The sequence below is a fragment of the Pseudorhodoferax sp. Leaf274 genome, from assembly GCF_001422445.1.
GTDB lineage: Bacteria > Pseudomonadota > Gammaproteobacteria > Burkholderiales > Burkholderiaceae_C > Pseudorhodoferax.
The window spans coordinates 309,210-326,409 of the sequence record NZ_LMNA01000001.1; the positions used below are offsets into that span (position 1 = coordinate 309,210).

Here is a 17,200-nt window from a genome sequence, read left to right on the forward strand (position 1 = left end):
CTCAGCCGCGCGGGTGGTGCCGCGCGTGCAGCGCGTGCAGCCGCTCGCGCGCCACGTGGGTGTAGATCGTGGTGGTGGAGATGTCGGCGTGGCCCAGCAGCATCTGCACCGCGCGCAGGTCGGCGCCGTGGTTCAGCAGATGCGTGGCGAAGGCGTGGCGCAGCGTGTGCGGCGATGGCGCCACGGCGATGCCCGCGGCCAGCGCATAGCGCCTGACCAGGCCCCAGAACATCATGCGCGACATGGCGCTGCCCGCCTGGGCGCCACGCGTGGTCACGAACAGGTCTTCGCTCTGGCGCCCGTCCAGCAGTTCGGGCCGGGCCTCCTGCAAATACTGCTCCAGCCACTCCTGCGCCAGCTCGCCGAACGGCACCAGCCGCTCCTTGTTGCCCTTGCCGGTCACGCGCAGCACGCCGTCGTTCAGGGCGATCTGGAAGGTGCGCAGGCCGACGAGCTCGCTCACGCGCAGCCCGCTGGCGTAGAGCAGCTCCAGCATGGCGCGGTCGCGCACGCCCAGCGGCGTCTGCACGTCGGGCGCAGCCAGCAGGGCCTCGACCTGGGCCTCGGTCATGGTCTTGGGCACGCGCAGCGGCTGGCGCGCCGACTGCAGCTTGAGCGTGGGGTCCGCCGCGATGGCCCGCTCGCGCAGCGCCCAGCGGAAGTAGCGCTTGAACACCGTGAGCCGGCGGTTGGCCGTGGTGGCCTTGGTGCCGGCATGGCGGGCCGCGAAGTAGGCCTGCAGGTCGGCCTCGCGCGTGGCGTCGAGCGCGCTGCCGCGTTCGGCCAGCCAGTGCGCGTACAGGGCCAGATCCTGCCGGTAGGCGGCCAGCGTGTTGCGCGCCAGGCCCTGCTCCAGCCAGAGCGCATCGACGAAGGCGTCGATACGGCCCTGGCTTTCGGTCAGCACCGCCGGTGGCGGCGCACTCACTCCAGCGTCAGCTTGGAGGTTTCCACGACCTTCTTGTAGACGTCGAACTCGGCCTTGATCTGCGCCGCGAATTCCTCGGGCGAGTTGCCGATGATGAGCGAGCCCGTGTCTTCGATGCGCTTGCGCACGGCCGGGTCTTCGAGCGCCTTGCGCACGCCGGCGTTGATCTTGTCGACGATGTCCTTGGGCAGGCCCTTGGGACCGACGATGCCGTAGTAGGCCATGCGGTTCACGGGCTCCAGGCCGACTTCCTTGAAGGTCGGCACGTTCGGCAGCGAGGCCACGCGCTGCGGCGCCGCCACGACGATGGGCACCAGACGGTTGCTCTGTACGAAAGGCAGCGTGGACGGCAGGTTGTCGAAGATCATGGGCACCTGCCCGGCGACCGTGTCGTTGAGCGCCGGGCCCGCGCCGCGGTAGGGGATGTGGGTGACGAACACGCCCGCCATGTTCTTGTACAGCTCCATCTGCAGGTGGCCGATGCCGCCCGTGCCGGAGGACGAATACGAGTACTTGCCCGGCGACTTCTTGAGTTCGGCGACGAAGCTCTTGTAATCCTTGGCGCCGAACCCCGGGTTCACCGCGATGATGTTGGGCGTCGCCGCGATGTTGACGATGGGCGTGAAGTCGGTCAGCGGGTTGTAGGGCGTCTTGGGGTTAATGGCGGGGTTGGCCGCCGTGGTCGACACCGTGGCCACGCCGAGCGAGTAGCCGTCGGGCGCCGAGCGCGCCGTCTCGGACGCGCCGATGATGCCGCCGCCGCCGCTCTTGTTGTCCACCACCACGGGCTGGCCCAGGGCCCGGCCCAGCGGCTCGGCGATGACGCGCGCGATGATGTCCGTGGTGCCGCCCGGCGCGAATGGCACGACCAGCTTGACCGGCTTGTTCGGATAGGACTGCGCGAAGGCAGAGCCGGCAGCGGCCAGCAGGGCCAGGGTGAAGACGGAACGGCGTTGCATCGGGGGAGTTCTCCGCTGAGGGTGGATCGGTCTGAGGGTGGATCGGTGCCAGGCAGCAGGCTCGTGGCCACTCCTGGCGAAAAAATTATAGGAGTCGCCCCGCCGGCCTCGCCCTCGGGCATGCCCTTGTCTGCCGCTGGTATTCTCGGGCGCCGCCCTGCGCGCACCGCGCCTTTTCGCCCCGTGAACTACGCGCAACTGCTGCTGCCCGACTTCTCGCTGATCCTGATCGGCTTCCTGCTGTGCCGCTACACACCCATGAACCGCGAGGTCTGGGGACAGGTCGAGAAGCTCGTCTACTACGTGCTGTTCCCGGTGCTGCTGTTCCAGTCGGTGCTGCGCTCGCGCATCGACCTGGCGGCCACCTCCGACCTGATCCTGGCCGGCCTGGCGCTGGCGGCCTGCGGCATTGCACTTTCCTACAGTCTGCCGTACTGGCCGGGCCTGGGCCGGCATGTGGAGCGGCGCGAGCATGCGGGCGCCGCGCAGGTCGCGTTCCGCTTCAACTCCTTCATCGCGCTGCCGCTGGCCGAACGGCTGGCCGGCGCACCGGGCGCGCTGGCCATGGCCGTGCTGATCGCCGTCTGCGTGCCGCTGTTCAACATCGCGGCGGTGTGGCCCATGGCGCGCGGCGCCAGCGCGAACTTCGGGCGCGAACTGCTGCGCAACCCGCTGATCGTGGCCACGGCCACCGGCCTGGCCGCCAACCTGGCCGGCCTGCGCATTCCCGAATGGATCGAGCCAACCGCCACGCGCATCGGTTCGTCCTCGGTGGCCATGGGGCTGATGGCGGCCGGTGCGGGCATGCAGTTCGGCCCGCTTGCGCGCGCCAAGGCGCTGGGCCTGGGCCTGCTGGCCATCCGCCACCTGCTGCTACCGCTGGCCGCGCTGGGCCTGGTGCTGCTGCTGAAGCTGCCGACGGTGCAGGCCACGGTGCTGCTGATCTTCTCGGCGCTGCCCACGGCATCGAGTTGCTATGTGCTGGCCGCGCGCATGGGCTACAACGGACCCTACGTGGCCGGGCTGGTCACGCTGTCCACGCTGGCTGGCATGATGAGCCTGCCGTATGCGCTGGGCATCCTGCGGCCGATGGCGCCCTGACAGCGCATCACGCCGTCTCGGCGAACAGCTCGCGGCCGATCAGCATGCGGCGGATCTCGCTGGTGCCCGCGCCGATCTCGTAGAGCTTGGCATCGCGCCACAGCCGCTCGACCGGAAAGTCCTTGGTGTAGCCCACGCCGCCCAGCGCCTGGATCGCCTCGCCGGCCATCCAGGTGGCCTTCTCGGCCGAGTACAGGATGGCGCCGGCGGCGTCCTTGCGGAAGCTGCGCGCGTGGTCGTTGCGGTCGCAGGCCTTGCCAACGGCATAGACATAGGCGCGCGTGGCCTGCCAGGTGCTGTACATGTCGGCGATCTTGCCCTGCATGAGCTGGAACTCGCCGATGCTCTGACCGAACTGCTTGCGCTCGTGCACGTAGGGGATCACGGCGTCCATGCAGGCGGCCATGATGCCCAGCGGGCCGCCCGACAGCACGGCGCGCTCGTAGTCCAGCCCGCTCATGAGCACCTTGGCGCCCATGCCCTCGCCGCCCAGCACGTTGGCCTCGGGCACCTCGCAGTTGTCGAAGAACAGCGGGAAGGTGTTGGAGCCGCGCATGCCCAGCTTGTCGAGCTTGGTGCCGGCCGAGAAGCCCTTGAAGCCCTTCTCGACGATGAAGGCCGTCATGCCGCGCGCGCCCATCTCGGGCTCGGTCTTGGCGTAGATGACCAGCGTGTCGGCATCGCCGCCGTTGGTGATCCACATCTTGCCGCCGTTGAGCACGTAGTAGCCGTCCTTCCTGTCGGCCTTGAGCTTCATGCTGACCACGTCGGAGCCGGCGTTCGGCTCGCTCATGGCCAGCGCACCCACGTGCTCGCCGCTGACGAGCTTGGGCAGGTACCTGGCCTTCTGCGCAGCGCTGCCGTTGCGGTGGATCTGGTTCACGCACAGGTTGGAGTGCGCGCCGTAGGACAGGCCCACGGATGCGGACGCGCGCGAGACCTCCTCCATCGCCACGATGTGGGCCAGGTAGCCCAGCTCGGTGCCGCCGTACTCCTCCTTCACCGTCATGCCGTGCAGGCCCAGGCTGCCCAGCTTGGCCCACAGGTCCTTGGGAAACTGGTTCTCGCTGTCGATGGCGGCTGCGCGCGGCGCGATCTCGGCGGCGCAGAAGTCGGCGATGGCATCGCGCAGCGCATCGATGGTCTCGCCCAGGTCGAAATCGAGGCCGGGCAGGGGTGTGGCGGGCATGGGGCAAGTCTCCTGGAGGGGGTTGGGTCGCAGCGCGACAGCTTACGCCGGCCGGCCGGCCATTTGACGCCACAATGGTTGCAGATCGCGCCACGCTCTTCGTTCCTTCGCCATGCCATCCCCGCTCGCCCCGCCACCCACGCGCGCCGCCACGCCGATGGCCTTCGTCCAAGCCATCGTGCAGGCCTATGCGCGCCATGGAATGGACCCGGCCGCGGCCCTGCGTGCGGCACAGATCGCGCCGCACGAGCTGGACCGGCCCGGCGCCCGCGTGACGGCCGCGCAGTTCGAGGCGCTCAATGCGCACGCCATGCAGGAACTCGACGACGAGGCCCTGGGCTGGTTCGGCCGGCGCCTGCCCTGGGGCAGCTACGGCATGCTGTGCCGCGCCTCCCTGACCTCGCCCGACCTGGGCGTGGCGCTGGCGCGCTGGTGCCGGCACCACCGGTTGCTGGTGGACGACGTGCTGCTGCACCTGCACGTGGAAGGCGGCGTGGCGCGGCTGTGGATCGAGGAGCGGCGCGACCTGGGCGCGCTGCGCGAGTTCTGCCTGGTCTCGTGCCTGCGCTTCGTGCACGGCTATGCGAGCTGGGCCATCGATTCGCGCGTGTCGCTGCAGGAGGCCGGCTTCCCGTATCCGGCGCCCGCGCACGCCGACGCCTACCCGTTGATGTTCGGCGGCACCATCCGCTTCGGCGCGCGCGAGGCCGGCTACAGCTTCGACGCCGCCTACCTCGCGCTGCCGCTGGTGCGCGACGAGCGCGCGCTGCGCACCATGCTGCGCCGCGCGCTGCCGCTCACGGTGCTGCAGTACCGGCGCGACCGGCTGCTGGGCCAGCGCGTGCGCGAGCTGCTGCGCACGCGCAGCGAGGCGGGCACGGCGGATGCGTTGGCCGGCCTGCTGAACGTGTCCACGCGCACGCTGCACCGCCAGCTGCAGGCCGAGGGCCTGTCGCTGCAGGGCCTGAAGGACCAGGTGCGCCACGAGCAGGCCGTGGAGCTGTTGCGCCGCACCACGCGCTCGGTCAAGCAGATCGCGCTCAGCGTGGGGTTCCGCAACGAGAAGAGTTTTGCGCGCGCGTTCCGGCAATGGACCGGCATGGCGCCGGGCGCGTTCCGCCAGGCGCAGGCGCCCGCTCAACCCTGTTGAGCCAGGGCCCAGTCCACGTGCTCGCGCACGAGCGCGCTGGCGTGTCCGGCGCGCGCCTGCAATGCGGCGCGCAATGGCGCCTGCTCGCCAGCAGGCAACTGCCGCAGCGCGTTGCCCAGCGCCACCGCGATGTTGCGCAGCCAGCGCTCGTGGCCGATGCGGCGGATCGGGCTGCCTTCGGTGCGGCGCAGGAACTCGTCCTCGCTCCAGCCGAAAAGCGTGGCGAGCGCGCTGCCGGCCAGGCCCTCGCGCGCATCGAAGTCGGGCAACGCGGAACGTCCCGCGAACTTGTTCCAGGGGCAGGCCAGCTGGCAGTCGTCGCAGCCGTAGATGCGGTTGGCCAGCAAGTGGCGCAGCGGCAACGGAATCGGGCCCGCGTGCTCGATGGTCAGGTAAGAGATGCAACGCCGCGCATCGAGCCGCTGCGGCCCGACGATGGCACCCGTGGGGCAGATGTCGATGCAGGCCTGGCACTGGCCGCAATGGGCCGTCACGGCATCGCTGGCCGGCAGCGCGATGTCCAGATAGATCTCGCCCAGGAAGAACATGGAGCCGCCTTCGCGGTTCAGCACCAGCGTGTGCTTGCCGCGCCAGCCCTGGCCGCTGCGCGCGGCCAGTTCCGCCTCCAGCACGGGCGCCGAATCGGTGAACACGCGAAAGCCCAGCGGCCCGACCTCCTGGGCGATGCGCTCGGCCAGCTTCTGCAGCCGCGCGCGCAGCACCTTGTGGTAATCGCGGCCCCGGGCATAGACCGAGACGATGGCTTCCGTGGGCCGCTCCAGCCGCGCGAACTCGCGGGCCTGCCAGTCGGCCGGCGTGTCCTGCGGCAGGTAGTCCATGCGCGCGGTCAGCACGCTCAGCGTGCCCTGCACCAGTTCGGCCGGACGCGCGCGCTTCATGCCGTGCGCGGCCATGTAGGCCATCTCGCCGTGGAAGCCGGCCGCGAGCCAGGCAGCAAAACCCGGTTCGGCCGACGACAAATCCACAGGGGCGATGCCGATTTGGGAGAATCCGAGCGCGCTGGCCCAGTCCCTGATGTGGGACACCAGCCGGAGAGCATCGATCTGAACCACAGCAGCCGTCACCCGCCGATTGTAGAAACCGCACCATCCGCTGCGGATGGCGCGCAAGAGGCGCCCCTCCCCGCTGCCCTGGTGCTGCACTGGCCCGACGAGGCCGCCACGGCCGCCTTTGCCGCGCGCCTGGCCGCGCAGCCGACGGTGGTGGACGCCTTCATCACGCTGCACGGCGACCTGGGAGCGGGCAAGACCACGCTGGTGCGCCACCTGCTGCGCGCGCTGGGCGTGCAGGGCCGCATCAAGAGCCCGACCTATGCCGTGGTGGAGCCGCACGCGGTCGACGGCTGCGTGCCGCCACTGTCGATCTGGCACTTCGACTTCTACCGCTTCGACGATCCGCGCGAGTGGGAGGACGCGGGCTTTCGCGACATCTTCGCCAGCGGCGGACTGAAGCTGGCCGAATGGCCCGAGAAGGCCGGCGCGCTGCTGCCGCCGGCGGACCTGGCGGTCACGATCACGGCGCAGGCCGATGAAGGCCGCGCGGTGCGGATCGCGGCCCACACGCCACGCGGGCGTGCGCTACTGGAGAACCTGAGATGAACACCCCCACGCCCATCGCCGCCCCGTTGCAGGGCGCATCGGCGCCTTCGGGCAGCCGGGCGCTGCCGACATGAAACGCCGCCGCCTGCTCGGCCATGGCGCGCTGGTGCTGCTGCTGGGCGTGACCCATGCGGCGCGCGGCGCCGGCATCGTGGCCGTGCGCGTCTGGCCCGCGCCGGACTATTCGCGCGTGACCATCGAATCCGATGTGCCGCTGACCACCAAGCAGATCTTCGTGTCCGATCCGCCGCGGCTGGCCGTCGACATCGAGGGCATCGACCTGGATGCAGCGCTGCGCGAACTGGTGGGCCGGGTGCGCCCGGACGACCCCAACATCGAGCGCATCCGCGTCGGCCAGAACCAGCCCGGCGTGGTGCGGCTCGTGATCGACCTCAAGCGCCGGGCCGTGCCCCAGGTGTTCACGCTCAAGCCGGTCGCGGCCTACCAGAACCGCCTGGTGCTCGACCTGTACCCGGCCGAGGCGGAAGACCCGCTGCAGGCCCTCATCACCGAGCGGCTGCGCGATGTGGACGCCGGCAAGGCACCCGCCGCCGACCCGCTGGACGACCTGATCGCACGCCACACCGGCCCCGGCAGCACCAGCGGCCCGGAGCTGCGCGAATCGCCGCCGCCCGGGCGGGTGTTGCCCCTGCCCGGCCCGGACAGCACGGCGCGCCCGGCATCGCCCGAACTGCCGCACGGCACGCTGGCCGCCGCGCCCGACAAGGCCCCGCCGCGCCCGGCCAAGGCGCCCGCGCCACCGCCCAGCCGCACCGACCGCCTCATCATCGTGGCGCTGGACCCGGGACACGGCGGCGAGGACCCCGGCGCCATCGGCCCCAAGGGCACGCGCGAGAAGGACATCGTGCTGCGCGTGGCGCACAAGCTGCGCGAGCGCATCAACGTGGCCAGCGTCAACGGCAACCCGATGCGCGCCTTTCTCACGCGCGACGCCGATTTCTTCGTGCCGCTGCAGACGCGCGTGCAGAAGGCCCGCAACGTGCAGGCCGACCTGTTCATCAGCATCCATGCCGACGCGTTCACCACGCCGGCCGCGCGCGGCGCCAGCGTGTTCGCGCTGAGCCAACGCGGCGCCACCAGCACGGCCGCGCGCTGGCTGGCCGACAAGGAGAACCAGGCCGACCTGATCGGCGGCGTCAACGTGCAGGCCAAGGACCAGCACGTGCAGCGCATGCTGCTGGACATGAGCACCACCGCGCAGATCAACGACAGCCTGAAGCTGGGCAGCGCGGTGCTGGGCGAGATCGGCGGCATGGCCCGTCTGCACAAGCCGCGCGTGGAGCAGGCGGGCTTTGCGGTGCTGAAGGCGCCCGACATCCCCAGCGTGCTGGTGGAGACGGCCTTCATCAGCAACCCCGAGGAAGAGGCCCGCCTGCGCAGCGATGCCTACCAGGACGACCTGGCCGAAGCCATCATGCGCGGCATCCGCGCTTACTTCGCCAAGAACCCGCCGCTGGCGCGCAACCGCACGGTCTGAGCGGCCCTACGCCCGACGCCGGCCGCGGCCTACAGGTGTGCCGCAGGCCCGTGCCTACAGTCATGCCACGGGCCCGCGGACAACGGGCCTGCCACCACAACAGCACGACGAGGTACACATGATCAAGACCATCCTGGCCACCACGGCCGCTGCCGTCATCGGCCTGACGGGCTGCGCATCCAACCCCAGCGGCGCCCAGGTCGGCACCGGTGTCGGCGCCGTGGCGGGCGGCGTCGTCGGCAACGCTGTGTTCGGCAGCACGCTGGGCACGGTTGGCGGCGCGGCAGCCGGCGCGCTGGTCGGCAACGAAGTCGGCAAGCGGCGCGACCAGGGCCGCTGAGCCACCGGGCCGGGTTCCGCCGTGGACCCCCCACCGACAAGGGCCCTGCGGGGCCCTTCGTCATTCACGGTGCCGTTGCGCCGCGTCGTTCAGGAACCTTCCTGCGGCAGCTTGGCGGACTGGCACTGGATGGCACCGGCCGCCATGTGGCAGGCGATCGCCCGCCCGGTGGCGGGATCGTGGAACCAGGCCGTGCTGCCACTGCCACTGGACGACACGCCCACCGGCTGGAAACTGGGGTTGGCGCGGATCTGCGACTGGGCACTGGGCACCATGGTGACCCCCAGTGCGAGGACGGACACCACGGCCAAAGCGATGGCGGGAATGCGGAAACGGGACATGCAGAGCTCCTTCGGGCCAAAAGCCGCATCATCCCGCAGCGCCGGCGCGCCGGGCGTGACGAGCCGTGTCCGCCGCGTGGTCAGGGCCCGGTCAAGGCGTGGCGGCGCCCGCTGCATCGCGCTCGGCCTGGCGCTTGGCCTTCCAGGCGCCATAGATCGCGATCAGGCCGGGGATGAAGATCATGGCCCAGATGATCTTGTCCAGGTTGGCCTTGACCCACGGCAGGCCGCCCAGGAAGTAGCCGGCCGTGCAGATGCCCAGCACCCAGATCAGCGCGCCGGCCACGTTGTAGGCCGTGAACTTGGTGCGGCTCATCTCGGCCACGCCGGCCACGAAGGGCGCGAAGGTGCGGATGAACGGCATGAAGCGCGCCAGGATGATGGTCACGCCGCCGTAGCGCTCGTAGAACGCATGGGCCTGGTTGAACGCCTTCTTGTTGAAGAAGCGCGAATCCTCCCACTGGAACACCTTGGGCCCGAAATAGCGGCCGATGCTGTAGTTGCACTGGTCGCCCAGGATGGCCGCCGCGATCAGCACGGCCATGGCGATCGGCAGGCTCATGAGGCCCAGCCCGCACAGCGCGCCGACCACGAACAGCAGCGAATCGCCGGGCAGGAACGGCATGACCACCACGCCGGTCTCGACGAACACGATCAGGAACAGCAACGCATAGACCCAGGTGCCGTAGTTGCGCACGAAGGCCTCCAGGTGGCTGTCCACGTGCAGGATGAAGTCGATCAGAAAGCTCACCAGTTCCATGGCGCGGCATTATGGCGGCCCACCCTGGCCCGGCACATGACAGGCCGCCGCGCCAGGGGATTTGCGCGGCAACGCATTTGCTAGCATCGGCCCGCCCTGGCGCACGCCGGCCGCGGCCAGCGCCGCCGGCGCACCGCGGCGCCCCTCCATCCCGCTGTTTCCATTTGTCCAAGACCTGCCCCGCATGCGGCACCGGCAACCGGCCCATCGCCAGGTTCTGCAGGAAGTGCGCAACGCCGCTGGAGCCGACCGCCCCCGCGGCCGGTGCCGCCGTGCGCGCTGCGCCCCTCGCCCCGCAGCCGGCCGCCCGCACCGCCTGCGCGGCGTGCGGCAAGCCCAACCGGGCCGGCGCGCGCTTTTGCCGCAGCTGCGGCAAGGCCATCGGTGCGGCAGCCCAGGCGGCCACCGTGCCTGCCGTGTCCACGGAGTCCGTGGCCCGCCACGCGCCCGTGGCGCCCAGGCTGGTCCAGGCCGACCGGCAGCGCGACATCCCGGCGCCGCGCCCGGACGCGACGCCCGACGGACAACCGGACCGCACGCCAGCCGCGGCCGCACCGCCGCGGCATCGCCCCGTCACCCCGTGGCTGCTGCTGGTGCTGGTGCTCGTGGCGGCGTTCCTGTGGTGGCAGCGCGACCCTGCGCCAGCACCCGCGCCCGCCGCGCCGCCCGCGGCCGAGCCGGTGGAAGAGTTCCTGACCGAGCCGCGCCCCCTGCCACCCGAGACCCCAACCGAGATCCCGCCCGCCCAGCCCGAAGCGCCAGCGGCCGAGCCACCGGCAACGCCCGCGGCCTCCGGGCCGGCCCCGGCGCCCGCCCCCACGCCCGAACGCGCCCGGCCGCAGCCCGCGCCTGCCCTGCCGGCGGCCAGCGCCGCCCAGGCCGCCCCCACGCCGCCGGCCGCGCCCGCCGCCGTCTACACTGCGCCCCCGCCCGCCAGCCCGCAGCCGCCGCCACAGCCGCCGCGCAAGGCCGCTGCCGCGCCCAGCCCGGAGACCGTCTGCGCCGACAGCACCGGGCTCGGCCGCTCGCTGTGCATCGGCGTGCAGTGCTTCAAATCCGAATTCCGCCGGCACCCGACCTGCGTGCGGCTGGAAAATGAGGCCCGCGAGCGCCGCCAGCGCGAAATAGACCAGGGCCTGGTCGGCGGCTAGCCGGCCGCGCCGCAGCAACCACCAGGAGAATCCACCCCGTGCTTTCCCAACAAGTCAAGGACAGCAGCAGCCTCGTCGACAGCATCGACGCCATGCGCAACTGGCGCGCCCTCGTGCTGCTGCTGGTGACCCTGGTCGCTGGCGCCGTGGTCATGGGCCTGGGCACGCTGCTGGCCGGGGTCAGCTATGTGTTCGTCGCGCTGTTCGCCGTGGCCGCCTACACCGTGCTGTTCTATGGCTTCAACGCCGCCGGCGTGATGCTGATGGACGAGGCCCATGGCCAGCGCTCGCGCTCCATCGTCGACGCGGTCGTGCATTCGCTGACCCATTCGCACCGCCTGCTGCTGGTCTACCTGTGGATCGCCGGCCTGTACCTGGCGGGCGTGCTGCTGCTGGTGGTGGTGCTGTTCGTGTGCAAGCTGCCGCTGCTGGGGCCGTTGCTGTATGCCTTCGTCTTCCCGGTGGCCGTGGTGCTGACCGGCGTAGCGCTGTTCGCCTTGCCGATGGTGGTGTTCCCGCTGTCGGCCCCGTCGGTCTGGAACGGGGCGACGGCGATGGAATGCATGAGCCAGCTGATCGCCATCGCGCGCCGCCGGCTCGGCATGGTGCTGCTGCTGATGCTGGTGGTGTCCTTCATCGCCGGCCTCATCGGGCTGCTGATCGGCACCATCCTGTTCGGCGGCGTGGCCATCACGGCCGGGCTGTCGGCGCCCATCGTGGGCAACATGGACATGGGCAGCTTCGGCATGGGCAGCGGCGGCGCGCACGCGGCTGCGGCAGGCTTCGGCAGCGGCGTGCTGTTCGCCGCCGCCTTCACGCTGCCGGGCCTGGTCTACCTGCGCGGCGTGAGCGCCGTCTACCTGCGCGCGCTGGACGGGCTGGACCTGGCCGCCGAGCAGGCCCATGTGGATGCCCACCTGGCCTATGCCGTCGACAAGGCGCGCGGCATGCAGGAGCAGGCCCAGGCGCGCGCCCAGCGCGTGGCCGAGCGCGCCCGCGCCGCGGCCGCCAGTGCCGCGCAGCCCGCCGAGCCGCCGCGCCCGCCAGCCACATGCCCCAACTGCGGCACCAACGTGCGTGCCAGCGACACCCAGTGCGCCGCCTGCGGCCATCCGCTGAAATGACGCCCCCCACGCTCATCACTTCGTGTATCGCTGCCCCCCGAGGGGGCGCTTCAGCGCCTTCGGGCGGCCGGGCGGCGCTGAAATGAGCACCGAACGCCGCCAGATCCGCGAACTGCCCGACGAGCTGATCAGCCAGATCGCCGCGGGCGAGGTGGTCGAGCGCCCGGCCTCGGTGGTGCGCGAGCTGGTCGACAACGCGCTGGACGCCGGCGCGCGCCAAGTGGTGCTGCGCCTGCTCGCCGGCGGCGTGCGCCTGATCGCCGTGGAGGACGACGGCACCGGCATTCCCATGGCCGACCTGCCGCTCGCACTCAAGCGCCATGCCACGAGCAAGATCGGCAACCTGCAGGAACTCGAGAGCGTGGCCACCATGGGCTTTCGCGGCGAGGCGCTGGCGGCGATCAATTCGGTGTCCGACATGGCGATCGCCTCGCGCACCGCGGAGCAGCCGCACGCCATGCTGCTGGACGGGCGCACCGGCGAGATGAAGCCGGTGGCGCGCGCCGTCGGCACCACGGTGGAGGTCAAGGAACTGTTCTTCAGCACGCCGGCGCGGCGCAAGTTCCTCAAGACCGACGCGACCGAGCTGGCCCACTGCATCGAGGCCGTGCGCCGCCACGCGCTGGCGCGGCCCGACGTGGGCTTTGCCATCTGGCACGAGGGCAAGCTCGTCGAGCAGTGGCGCGCCGCGCCCGACAGCGACGACGCCGGCATGGACCAGCGCCTGGCCGACGTGCTGGGCGAGGACTTCTGCGAGCGCTCGGTGCTGGTGGACTACCGCAGCAGCGCGCAGTCCGAAGCCGGCGGCCCGCTGATCCGCGTGCGTGGCCGTGCCGGCATCCCGGACGCGGCACGCGCGCGCGGCGACCACCAGTTCGCCTACGTCAACGGCCGCTTCGTGCGCGACAAGGTGCTCGCGCACGGCGCGCGCAGCGCCTACGAGGACGTGCTGCACGGCCAGCGCCAGCCGGTCTACGCGCTCTACGTGGACATGGACCCCACCCGGGTGGACGTGAACGTGCACCCGACCAAGATCGAGGTGCGCTTTCGCGACAGCCGCGAGGTGCACCAGGCCGTGCGCCGCGCCATCGACCAGGCGCTGGCAACGCCGCGCGCCGCGCTGGCCCAGACCGCGCCGCAGCTGCCCCTGCCGGTGCCGGCCACGGTGGTGCCGCCGTGGCAGCAGCCGTCGATGGCCTTTGCCGAGCGCGCACCGGCCGCCGATTTCACGCCCTGGAGCCCGGCCCCCGCCTCCCGCGTGGCCGAGCCGGCCCCGCGCTGGGCACCCGATTTCGCTGCAGATACCGGAGCCGAAGCCGAAGCCACCACCGTCCTGGCCGAGCGCACCACCGACGGCGTCCGTGCCCCGCCCGCGCCGGTGGCGGTGCAGCCCGCGCCGGCAGACATGCCGGCCTGGCCGCTGGGCCGCGCACTGGCGCAGCTGCAGGGCATCTACATCCTGGCCGAGAACCAGCAGGGCCTGGTGGTTGTGGACATGCATGCCGCGCACGAACGCATCGTGTACGAACGGCTCAAGGCCCAGGCGGATGACGCCGCCATGGCGAGCCAGCCACTGCTGATCCCCGCCACCTTCGCCGCCACGCCGACCGAGCTGGCCACCGCCGAGGCCCATGCCGAGACACTGTCCACGCTGGGCCTGGACGTCGCGCCGTTCTCGGCCCGCACGCTGGCCGTGCGCGCCGTGCCGGCCAGCCTGGCCCAGGGCGACGCCGTGGCCCTGGCCCGCAGCGTGCTGGCCGAGCTGGCCCAGCACGACGCCAGCGGCGTGGTCGAGCGCGCCCGCAACGAATTGCTGGCGACCATGGCCTGCCACGGCGCAGTGCGCGCCAACCGCCGGCTGACGCTGGAGGAGATGAACGGCCTCTTGCGCCAGATGGAGGCCACCGAGCGCTCCGACCAGTGCAACCACGGCCGGCCGACCTGGCGCCAGATCAGCGTGCGGGAACTCGACCAGCTGTTCCTGCGGGGGAGATGAACGGCGCTGCGCTCTGGCCCTGATCGTGCTTGCGCTGCGTAGGATTGAACTTACGCCGCCCACCGAAGTCAGTGCCTGCCATGCGCCGCCTTTCCCTGATCGCCCTGCTGAGCTCCGTGCTGGCCCTGGCCACGGTATCGGGCTGCAGCCTTCTCGACGAACGCCAGCGTGACTGGATCTTCCAGCCCGGTGACCGAGCCTGGGGCGGCAGCGCCGCCAGCGCCGAGGGCATGGAGGAGGTGTGGATCCCGTTCGACTCGCGGGTCTCCAACGAGCCGGTGCGCCTGCACGGCCTGTGGCTGGAGAGCGAACCGGCGCTGCACACCGGCGCCTCGCAGGCGCCCATCCTGCTCTACCTGCACGGCGCGCGCTGGAACGTGCAGGGCTCGGCGCCGCGCATGCGCGCCATGCAGGAGCTGGGCTTCTCGGTGCTGGCCATCGACTACCGCGGCTTCGGCAAGAGCACGGCCGAACTGCCCTCGGAAGACCGCGCGTTCGAGGACGCCCGTGCGGCCTGGGACTGGCTGGCGGCGCGCTACCCCGACCGCCCGCGTTACATCTTCGGCCATTCGCTGGGCGGCGCCATCGCGATCGACCTGGCATCCAAGGTCGACGACGAGCGCGGTGTGCTGGTCGAGGGCACCTTCACCTCCATTCCCGAGGTCGCGGCCAGCATGAAGTGGGGCTGGCTGCCGATCGGCTGGCTCATCACCCAGCGCATGGAGTCGATCCGCAAGGTGCCGCACATCGGCGCACCGCTGCTGGTGGTGCACGGCTCGGACGACAGCCTGATCAAGCCTGACCTGGGCCGGCGCCTGTACGAGGCCGCCCAGGAGCCCAAGGCCTTCGTCGTGGTCGAGGGCGGCACGCACCACAACACCATCATGCGCGGCCAGGCCCAATACCGCATGGCCCTGCGCAAGCTGTTCGGCTGGCCCACCGCCAGCACCATGGCCCAGGCTGGCGGATAGCGCCAGCCTGAGTGTTGTACTTTCGCTCAGCCCTGGGCGGCGGGGCCAGCGGATACATACACAGGGTGCGCCCATGCCCATAATCGGCGCACCATTGGCTACCCGAAGGCTTGTTGTGCACCACAAACAAACACACAGCTGCACCGCGCCCACCCTGCCGCACGGCAGTGGGCATGTCCGTGCCACCGGGAGGGCCGCATGAGTGCATTGCGTCAACTGCGCATCGGCGCACGCCTCACACTGGCATTCAGCATCCTGCTGCTGATCATTGCCATCAGCGCCGCCGTGGGCTACTGGCGCTTGCAGGAGACCGCCGCCGACGCCCAGCGCATGGGCACCGTGGACAGCGAGAAACTGCGGCTGGCCGAACGCTGGCGCCAGAACATCGAGATGAACTGGGTGCGCACCCAGGCAGCGCTGCAGGATTCCGATGCCAGCCGCATTCCGGCCTGGACGGCGCAGATGGACCGCACCTCCAAGCGCATCTCGGAAGTCAGCGAACGCATCGGCCAGCTGGCGGTGACGCCGGAAGAAAAGGCCTTGATCGCCGAGATCAACGCCCGGCGCGAGGCCTACCGCGGCCCGCGCGGCGAACTGACGAAGCGGCGCCAGGCCGGCGAGGACGTCTCGGCGCTGCTGGCCAGCCAGCTGCGCCCGCTGGCCGACCAGTACGACGCCGCGCTGCAGCGCTTCGAGGAAAGCCAGCAGCGCATCTACGACGACGCGCTGCGCGCCACCGCGGCCCATGCGGCGCTGGGCCAGTCCATCCTGGTCGGTTTCGCCGTCGTGGCGCTGCTGCTGGTGGCGCTGTTCGCCTACCTGCTCACGCGCAGCATCACGGGCCCGCTGGCGCAGGCCGGCAGCGCGGCACGCCGCGTGGCCGCTGGCGATTTGACGGAAGACATCCAGGTGCATGGCCGCGACGAAGCCACCGCCATGCTGGCCGCGCTCAAGGAGATGCAGCAGCAACTGGCCACAGTGGTCTCGGGCGTGCGGCGCAACGCGGAGGGCGTGTCCACGGCCAGCAGCGAGATCGCGGCGGGCAACAACGACCTGTCCAGCCGCACCGAGCAGCAGGCGTCGGCGCTGCAAGAGACGGCCGCCTCGATGGAGGAACTCAGCTCCACCGTGCGCCAGAACGCCGACAACGCGCGCCAGGCCAACGCGCTGGCCACCAACGCCTCGTCCGTCGCGACCAAGGGCGGCGAGGTCGTCTCGCGCGTGGTGGCGACCATGAAGGGCATCCACGAAAGCTCGGACCGCATCTCCGACATCATCGGCGTGATCGACTCCATCGCCTTCCAGACCAACATCCTCGCGCTCAACGCGGCCGTGGAAGCCGCGCGCGCCGGCGAGCAGGGCCGCGGCTTCGCCGTGGTGGCCACCGAGGTGCGCAGCCTGGCGGGCCGCTCGGCCGAGGCTGCGCGCGAGATCAAGACGCTGATCGGCGCCAGCGTGGAGCGCGTGCAGCAGGGCACGACGCTGGTGGACCAGGCCGGCAGCACGATGGACGAGGTGGTCGCCGCGATCCGCCGCGTGACCGACATCGTGGGCGAGATCAGCGCCGCCAGCAGCGAGCAGAGCTCGGGCGTCGAACAGGTCGGCCAGGCCATCACCGAGATGGACCAGACCACGCAGAAGAACGCCGCGCTGGTCGAGCAGTCCGCCGCCGCAGCCGACAGCCTGCGCCACCAGGCCGAGCAGCTGGTGCAGGCCATGGCGGTGTTCCAGCTGCGCGATGGCGCCGCGGTGGCGCCGCGCGCGGCCCCCGCCCTGGCGCCGGCCGCACCGGCCCGCCCCGCCGCACCGGCCCGCCCGGCCGCCCGGCCCGCACCGCGCGTGACGGCGCAGGCCGCGCCTGCGCGTGCCGGCGCACGGCCCGCACCGCCGGTGGCCGCGCCGAAGAAGGCCTTGCCGCCCGCGCGGCCCACGGCCAAGGCCGCCACCACGGCCGACGAAGGCGACTGGGAAAGCTTCTGACGCCGCCGCCGGCGCCACGTGCGGGAATGGGCGGCACGCAGCGCGGGTTTGCCACAATCGCGGGCCCGGCGCGCTGCGAGCGCCGTTCCGCCC

At 71.4% G+C, this 17,200-nt stretch carries 16 protein-coding genes; 10 read left to right on the forward strand and 6 right to left on the reverse strand.

Translation table 11 applies throughout. From position 1 onward, the window contains the following. Nucleotide 1: 1 nt before the first annotated feature. Complete coding sequence (gene xerD, locus ASF44_RS01375) at nucleotides 2-928, reverse strand: site-specific tyrosine recombinase XerD (RefSeq protein WP_369820886.1); 927 nt, start codon at nucleotides 926-928, stop codon at nucleotides 2-4. Further along, nucleotides 925-1,887, reverse strand: coding sequence for a tripartite tricarboxylate transporter substrate binding protein BugE (locus tag ASF44_RS01380; RefSeq protein WP_056897381.1), 963 nt, complete (start codon nucleotides 1,885-1,887; stop codon nucleotides 925-927). The genes xerD and ASF44_RS01380 overlap by 4 nt, the downstream gene beginning before the upstream one ends. Nucleotides 1,888-2,070: 183 nt before the next feature. On the opposite strand from ASF44_RS01380, the gene ASF44_RS01385 reads away from it, so the two are divergent. Beyond that, nucleotides 2,071-2,988 carry an AEC family transporter gene (locus ASF44_RS01385; protein ID WP_056897382.1) on the forward strand — a complete coding sequence of 306 codons (918 nt, stop codon included), beginning with the start codon at nucleotides 2,071-2,073 and terminating at the stop codon, nucleotides 2,986-2,988. 7 nt (nucleotides 2,989-2,995) lie between these two features. Here the strand turns inward: ASF44_RS01385 and ASF44_RS01390 are convergent, their stop codons facing one another. Further along, entirely contained in the window at nucleotides 2,996-4,177 is a 1,182-nt protein-coding gene (locus tag ASF44_RS01390; RefSeq protein ID WP_056897383.1) for an isovaleryl-CoA dehydrogenase, read from the reverse strand. A 112-nt stretch (nucleotides 4,178-4,289) separates the two neighbouring features. Between ASF44_RS01390 and ASF44_RS01395 the strand changes: the two genes are divergently transcribed. Continuing rightward, nucleotides 4,290-5,327 carry an AraC family transcriptional regulator gene (locus ASF44_RS01395; RefSeq protein WP_056897384.1) on the forward strand — a complete coding sequence of 346 codons (1,038 nt, stop codon included), beginning with the start codon at nucleotides 4,290-4,292 and terminating at the stop codon, nucleotides 5,325-5,327. On the opposite strand, the gene queG is transcribed toward ASF44_RS01395, so the two are convergent. Then, a complete protein-coding gene (gene queG / locus ASF44_RS01400) occupies nucleotides 5,315-6,322 on the reverse strand; it encodes a tRNA epoxyqueuosine(34) reductase QueG (protein ID WP_369820898.1) in 1,008 nt (335 codons plus the stop codon). The two genes, ASF44_RS01395 and queG, sit on opposite strands and share 13 nt — an antisense overlap. 69 nt (nucleotides 6,323-6,391) lie before the next feature. On the opposite strand from queG, the gene tsaE reads away from it, so the two are divergent. From tsaE to ASF44_RS01415, 3 genes are all read left to right on the forward strand, one after another. Next, nucleotides 6,392-6,946 carry a tRNA (adenosine(37)-N6)-threonylcarbamoyltransferase complex ATPase subunit type 1 TsaE gene (tsaE, locus tag ASF44_RS31460; protein WP_369820899.1) on the forward strand — a complete coding sequence of 185 codons (555 nt, stop codon included), beginning with the start codon at nucleotides 6,392-6,394 and terminating at the stop codon, nucleotides 6,944-6,946. A 70-nt stretch (nucleotides 6,947-7,016) separates the two neighbouring features. After that, nucleotides 7,017-8,444 (forward strand): N-acetylmuramoyl-L-alanine amidase, encoded by a 1,428-nt coding sequence (locus ASF44_RS01410; protein ID WP_056897385.1) that lies wholly within the window; start codon nucleotides 7,017-7,019, stop codon nucleotides 8,442-8,444. A 118-nt stretch (nucleotides 8,445-8,562) separates the two neighbouring features. Next, nucleotides 8,563-8,784 carry a glycine zipper 2TM domain-containing protein gene (locus tag ASF44_RS01415; RefSeq protein ID WP_056897386.1) on the forward strand — a complete coding sequence of 74 codons (222 nt, stop codon included), beginning with the start codon at nucleotides 8,563-8,565 and terminating at the stop codon, nucleotides 8,782-8,784. A gap of 89 nt (nucleotides 8,785-8,873) precedes the next feature. Here the strand turns inward: ASF44_RS01415 and ASF44_RS01420 are convergent, their stop codons facing one another. Together ASF44_RS01420 and ASF44_RS01425 are read right to left on the reverse strand one after the other, a co-directional pair. Further along, nucleotides 8,874-9,125, reverse strand: coding sequence for a hypothetical protein (locus tag ASF44_RS01420; RefSeq protein ID WP_056897387.1), 252 nt, complete (start codon nucleotides 9,123-9,125; stop codon nucleotides 8,874-8,876). Nucleotides 9,126-9,216: 91 nt separating this feature from the next. Next, entirely contained in the window at nucleotides 9,217-9,885 is a 669-nt protein-coding gene (locus ASF44_RS01425) for a DedA family protein (RefSeq protein ID WP_056897388.1), read from the reverse strand. A gap of 164 nt (nucleotides 9,886-10,049) precedes the next feature. Between ASF44_RS01425 and ASF44_RS01430 the strand changes: the two genes are divergently transcribed. From ASF44_RS01430 to ASF44_RS01450, 5 genes are all read left to right on the forward strand, one after another. Beyond that, entirely contained in the window at nucleotides 10,050-11,036 is a 987-nt protein-coding gene (locus ASF44_RS01430; protein WP_162243772.1) for a zinc ribbon domain-containing protein, read from the forward strand. A 38-nt stretch (nucleotides 11,037-11,074) separates the two neighbouring features. After that, nucleotides 11,075-12,160 carry a zinc ribbon domain-containing protein gene (locus tag ASF44_RS01435; RefSeq protein ID WP_056897390.1) on the forward strand — a complete coding sequence of 362 codons (1,086 nt, stop codon included), beginning with the start codon at nucleotides 11,075-11,077 and terminating at the stop codon, nucleotides 12,158-12,160. Nucleotides 12,161-12,242: 82 nt separating this feature from the next. After that, nucleotides 12,243-14,156, forward strand: coding sequence for a DNA mismatch repair endonuclease MutL (mutL, locus tag ASF44_RS01440; protein WP_056897391.1), 1,914 nt, complete (start codon nucleotides 12,243-12,245; stop codon nucleotides 14,154-14,156). 80 nt (nucleotides 14,157-14,236) lie between these two features. Next, a complete protein-coding gene (locus ASF44_RS01445) occupies nucleotides 14,237-15,127 on the forward strand; it encodes an alpha/beta hydrolase (RefSeq protein ID WP_056897392.1) in 891 nt (296 codons plus the stop codon). A 198-nt stretch (nucleotides 15,128-15,325) separates the two neighbouring features. Then, on the forward strand, nucleotides 15,326-17,107 hold the full coding sequence (locus ASF44_RS01450; protein WP_056897393.1) for a methyl-accepting chemotaxis protein: 1,782 nt from the start codon (nucleotides 15,326-15,328) through the stop codon (nucleotides 17,105-17,107). Nucleotides 17,108-17,200 lie beyond the last annotated feature (93 nt).

Coding starts and splice junctions, on each gene's coding strand:
- ASF44_RS01380 (WP_056897381.1), bottom strand. CDS start 1,887: ATGCAACGCCGTTCCGTCTTCACCCTGGCCCTGCTGGCCGCTGCCGGC.
- ASF44_RS01390 (WP_056897383.1), bottom strand. CDS start 4,177: ATGCCCGCCACACCCCTGCCCGGCCTCGATTTCGACCTGGGCGAGACC.
- ASF44_RS01395 (WP_056897384.1), top strand. CDS start 4,290: ATGCCATCCCCGCTCGCCCCGCCACCCACGCGCGCCGCCACGCCGATG.
- ASF44_RS01410 (WP_056897385.1), top strand. CDS start 7,017: ATGAAACGCCGCCGCCTGCTCGGCCATGGCGCGCTGGTGCTGCTGCTG.
- ASF44_RS01415 (WP_056897386.1), top strand. CDS start 8,563: ATGATCAAGACCATCCTGGCCACCACGGCCGCTGCCGTCATCGGCCTG.
- ASF44_RS01420 (WP_056897387.1), bottom strand. CDS start 9,125: ATGTCCCGTTTCCGCATTCCCGCCATCGCTTTGGCCGTGGTGTCCGTC.
- ASF44_RS01425 (WP_056897388.1), bottom strand. CDS start 9,885: ATGGAACTGGTGAGCTTTCTGATCGACTTCATCCTGCACGTGGACAGC.
- mutL (WP_056897391.1), top strand. CDS start 12,243: ATGAGCACCGAACGCCGCCAGATCCGCGAACTGCCCGACGAGCTGATC.
- ASF44_RS01445 (WP_056897392.1), top strand. CDS start 14,237: ATGCGCCGCCTTTCCCTGATCGCCCTGCTGAGCTCCGTGCTGGCCCTG.
- ASF44_RS01450 (WP_056897393.1), top strand. CDS start 15,326: ATGAGTGCATTGCGTCAACTGCGCATCGGCGCACGCCTCACACTGGCA.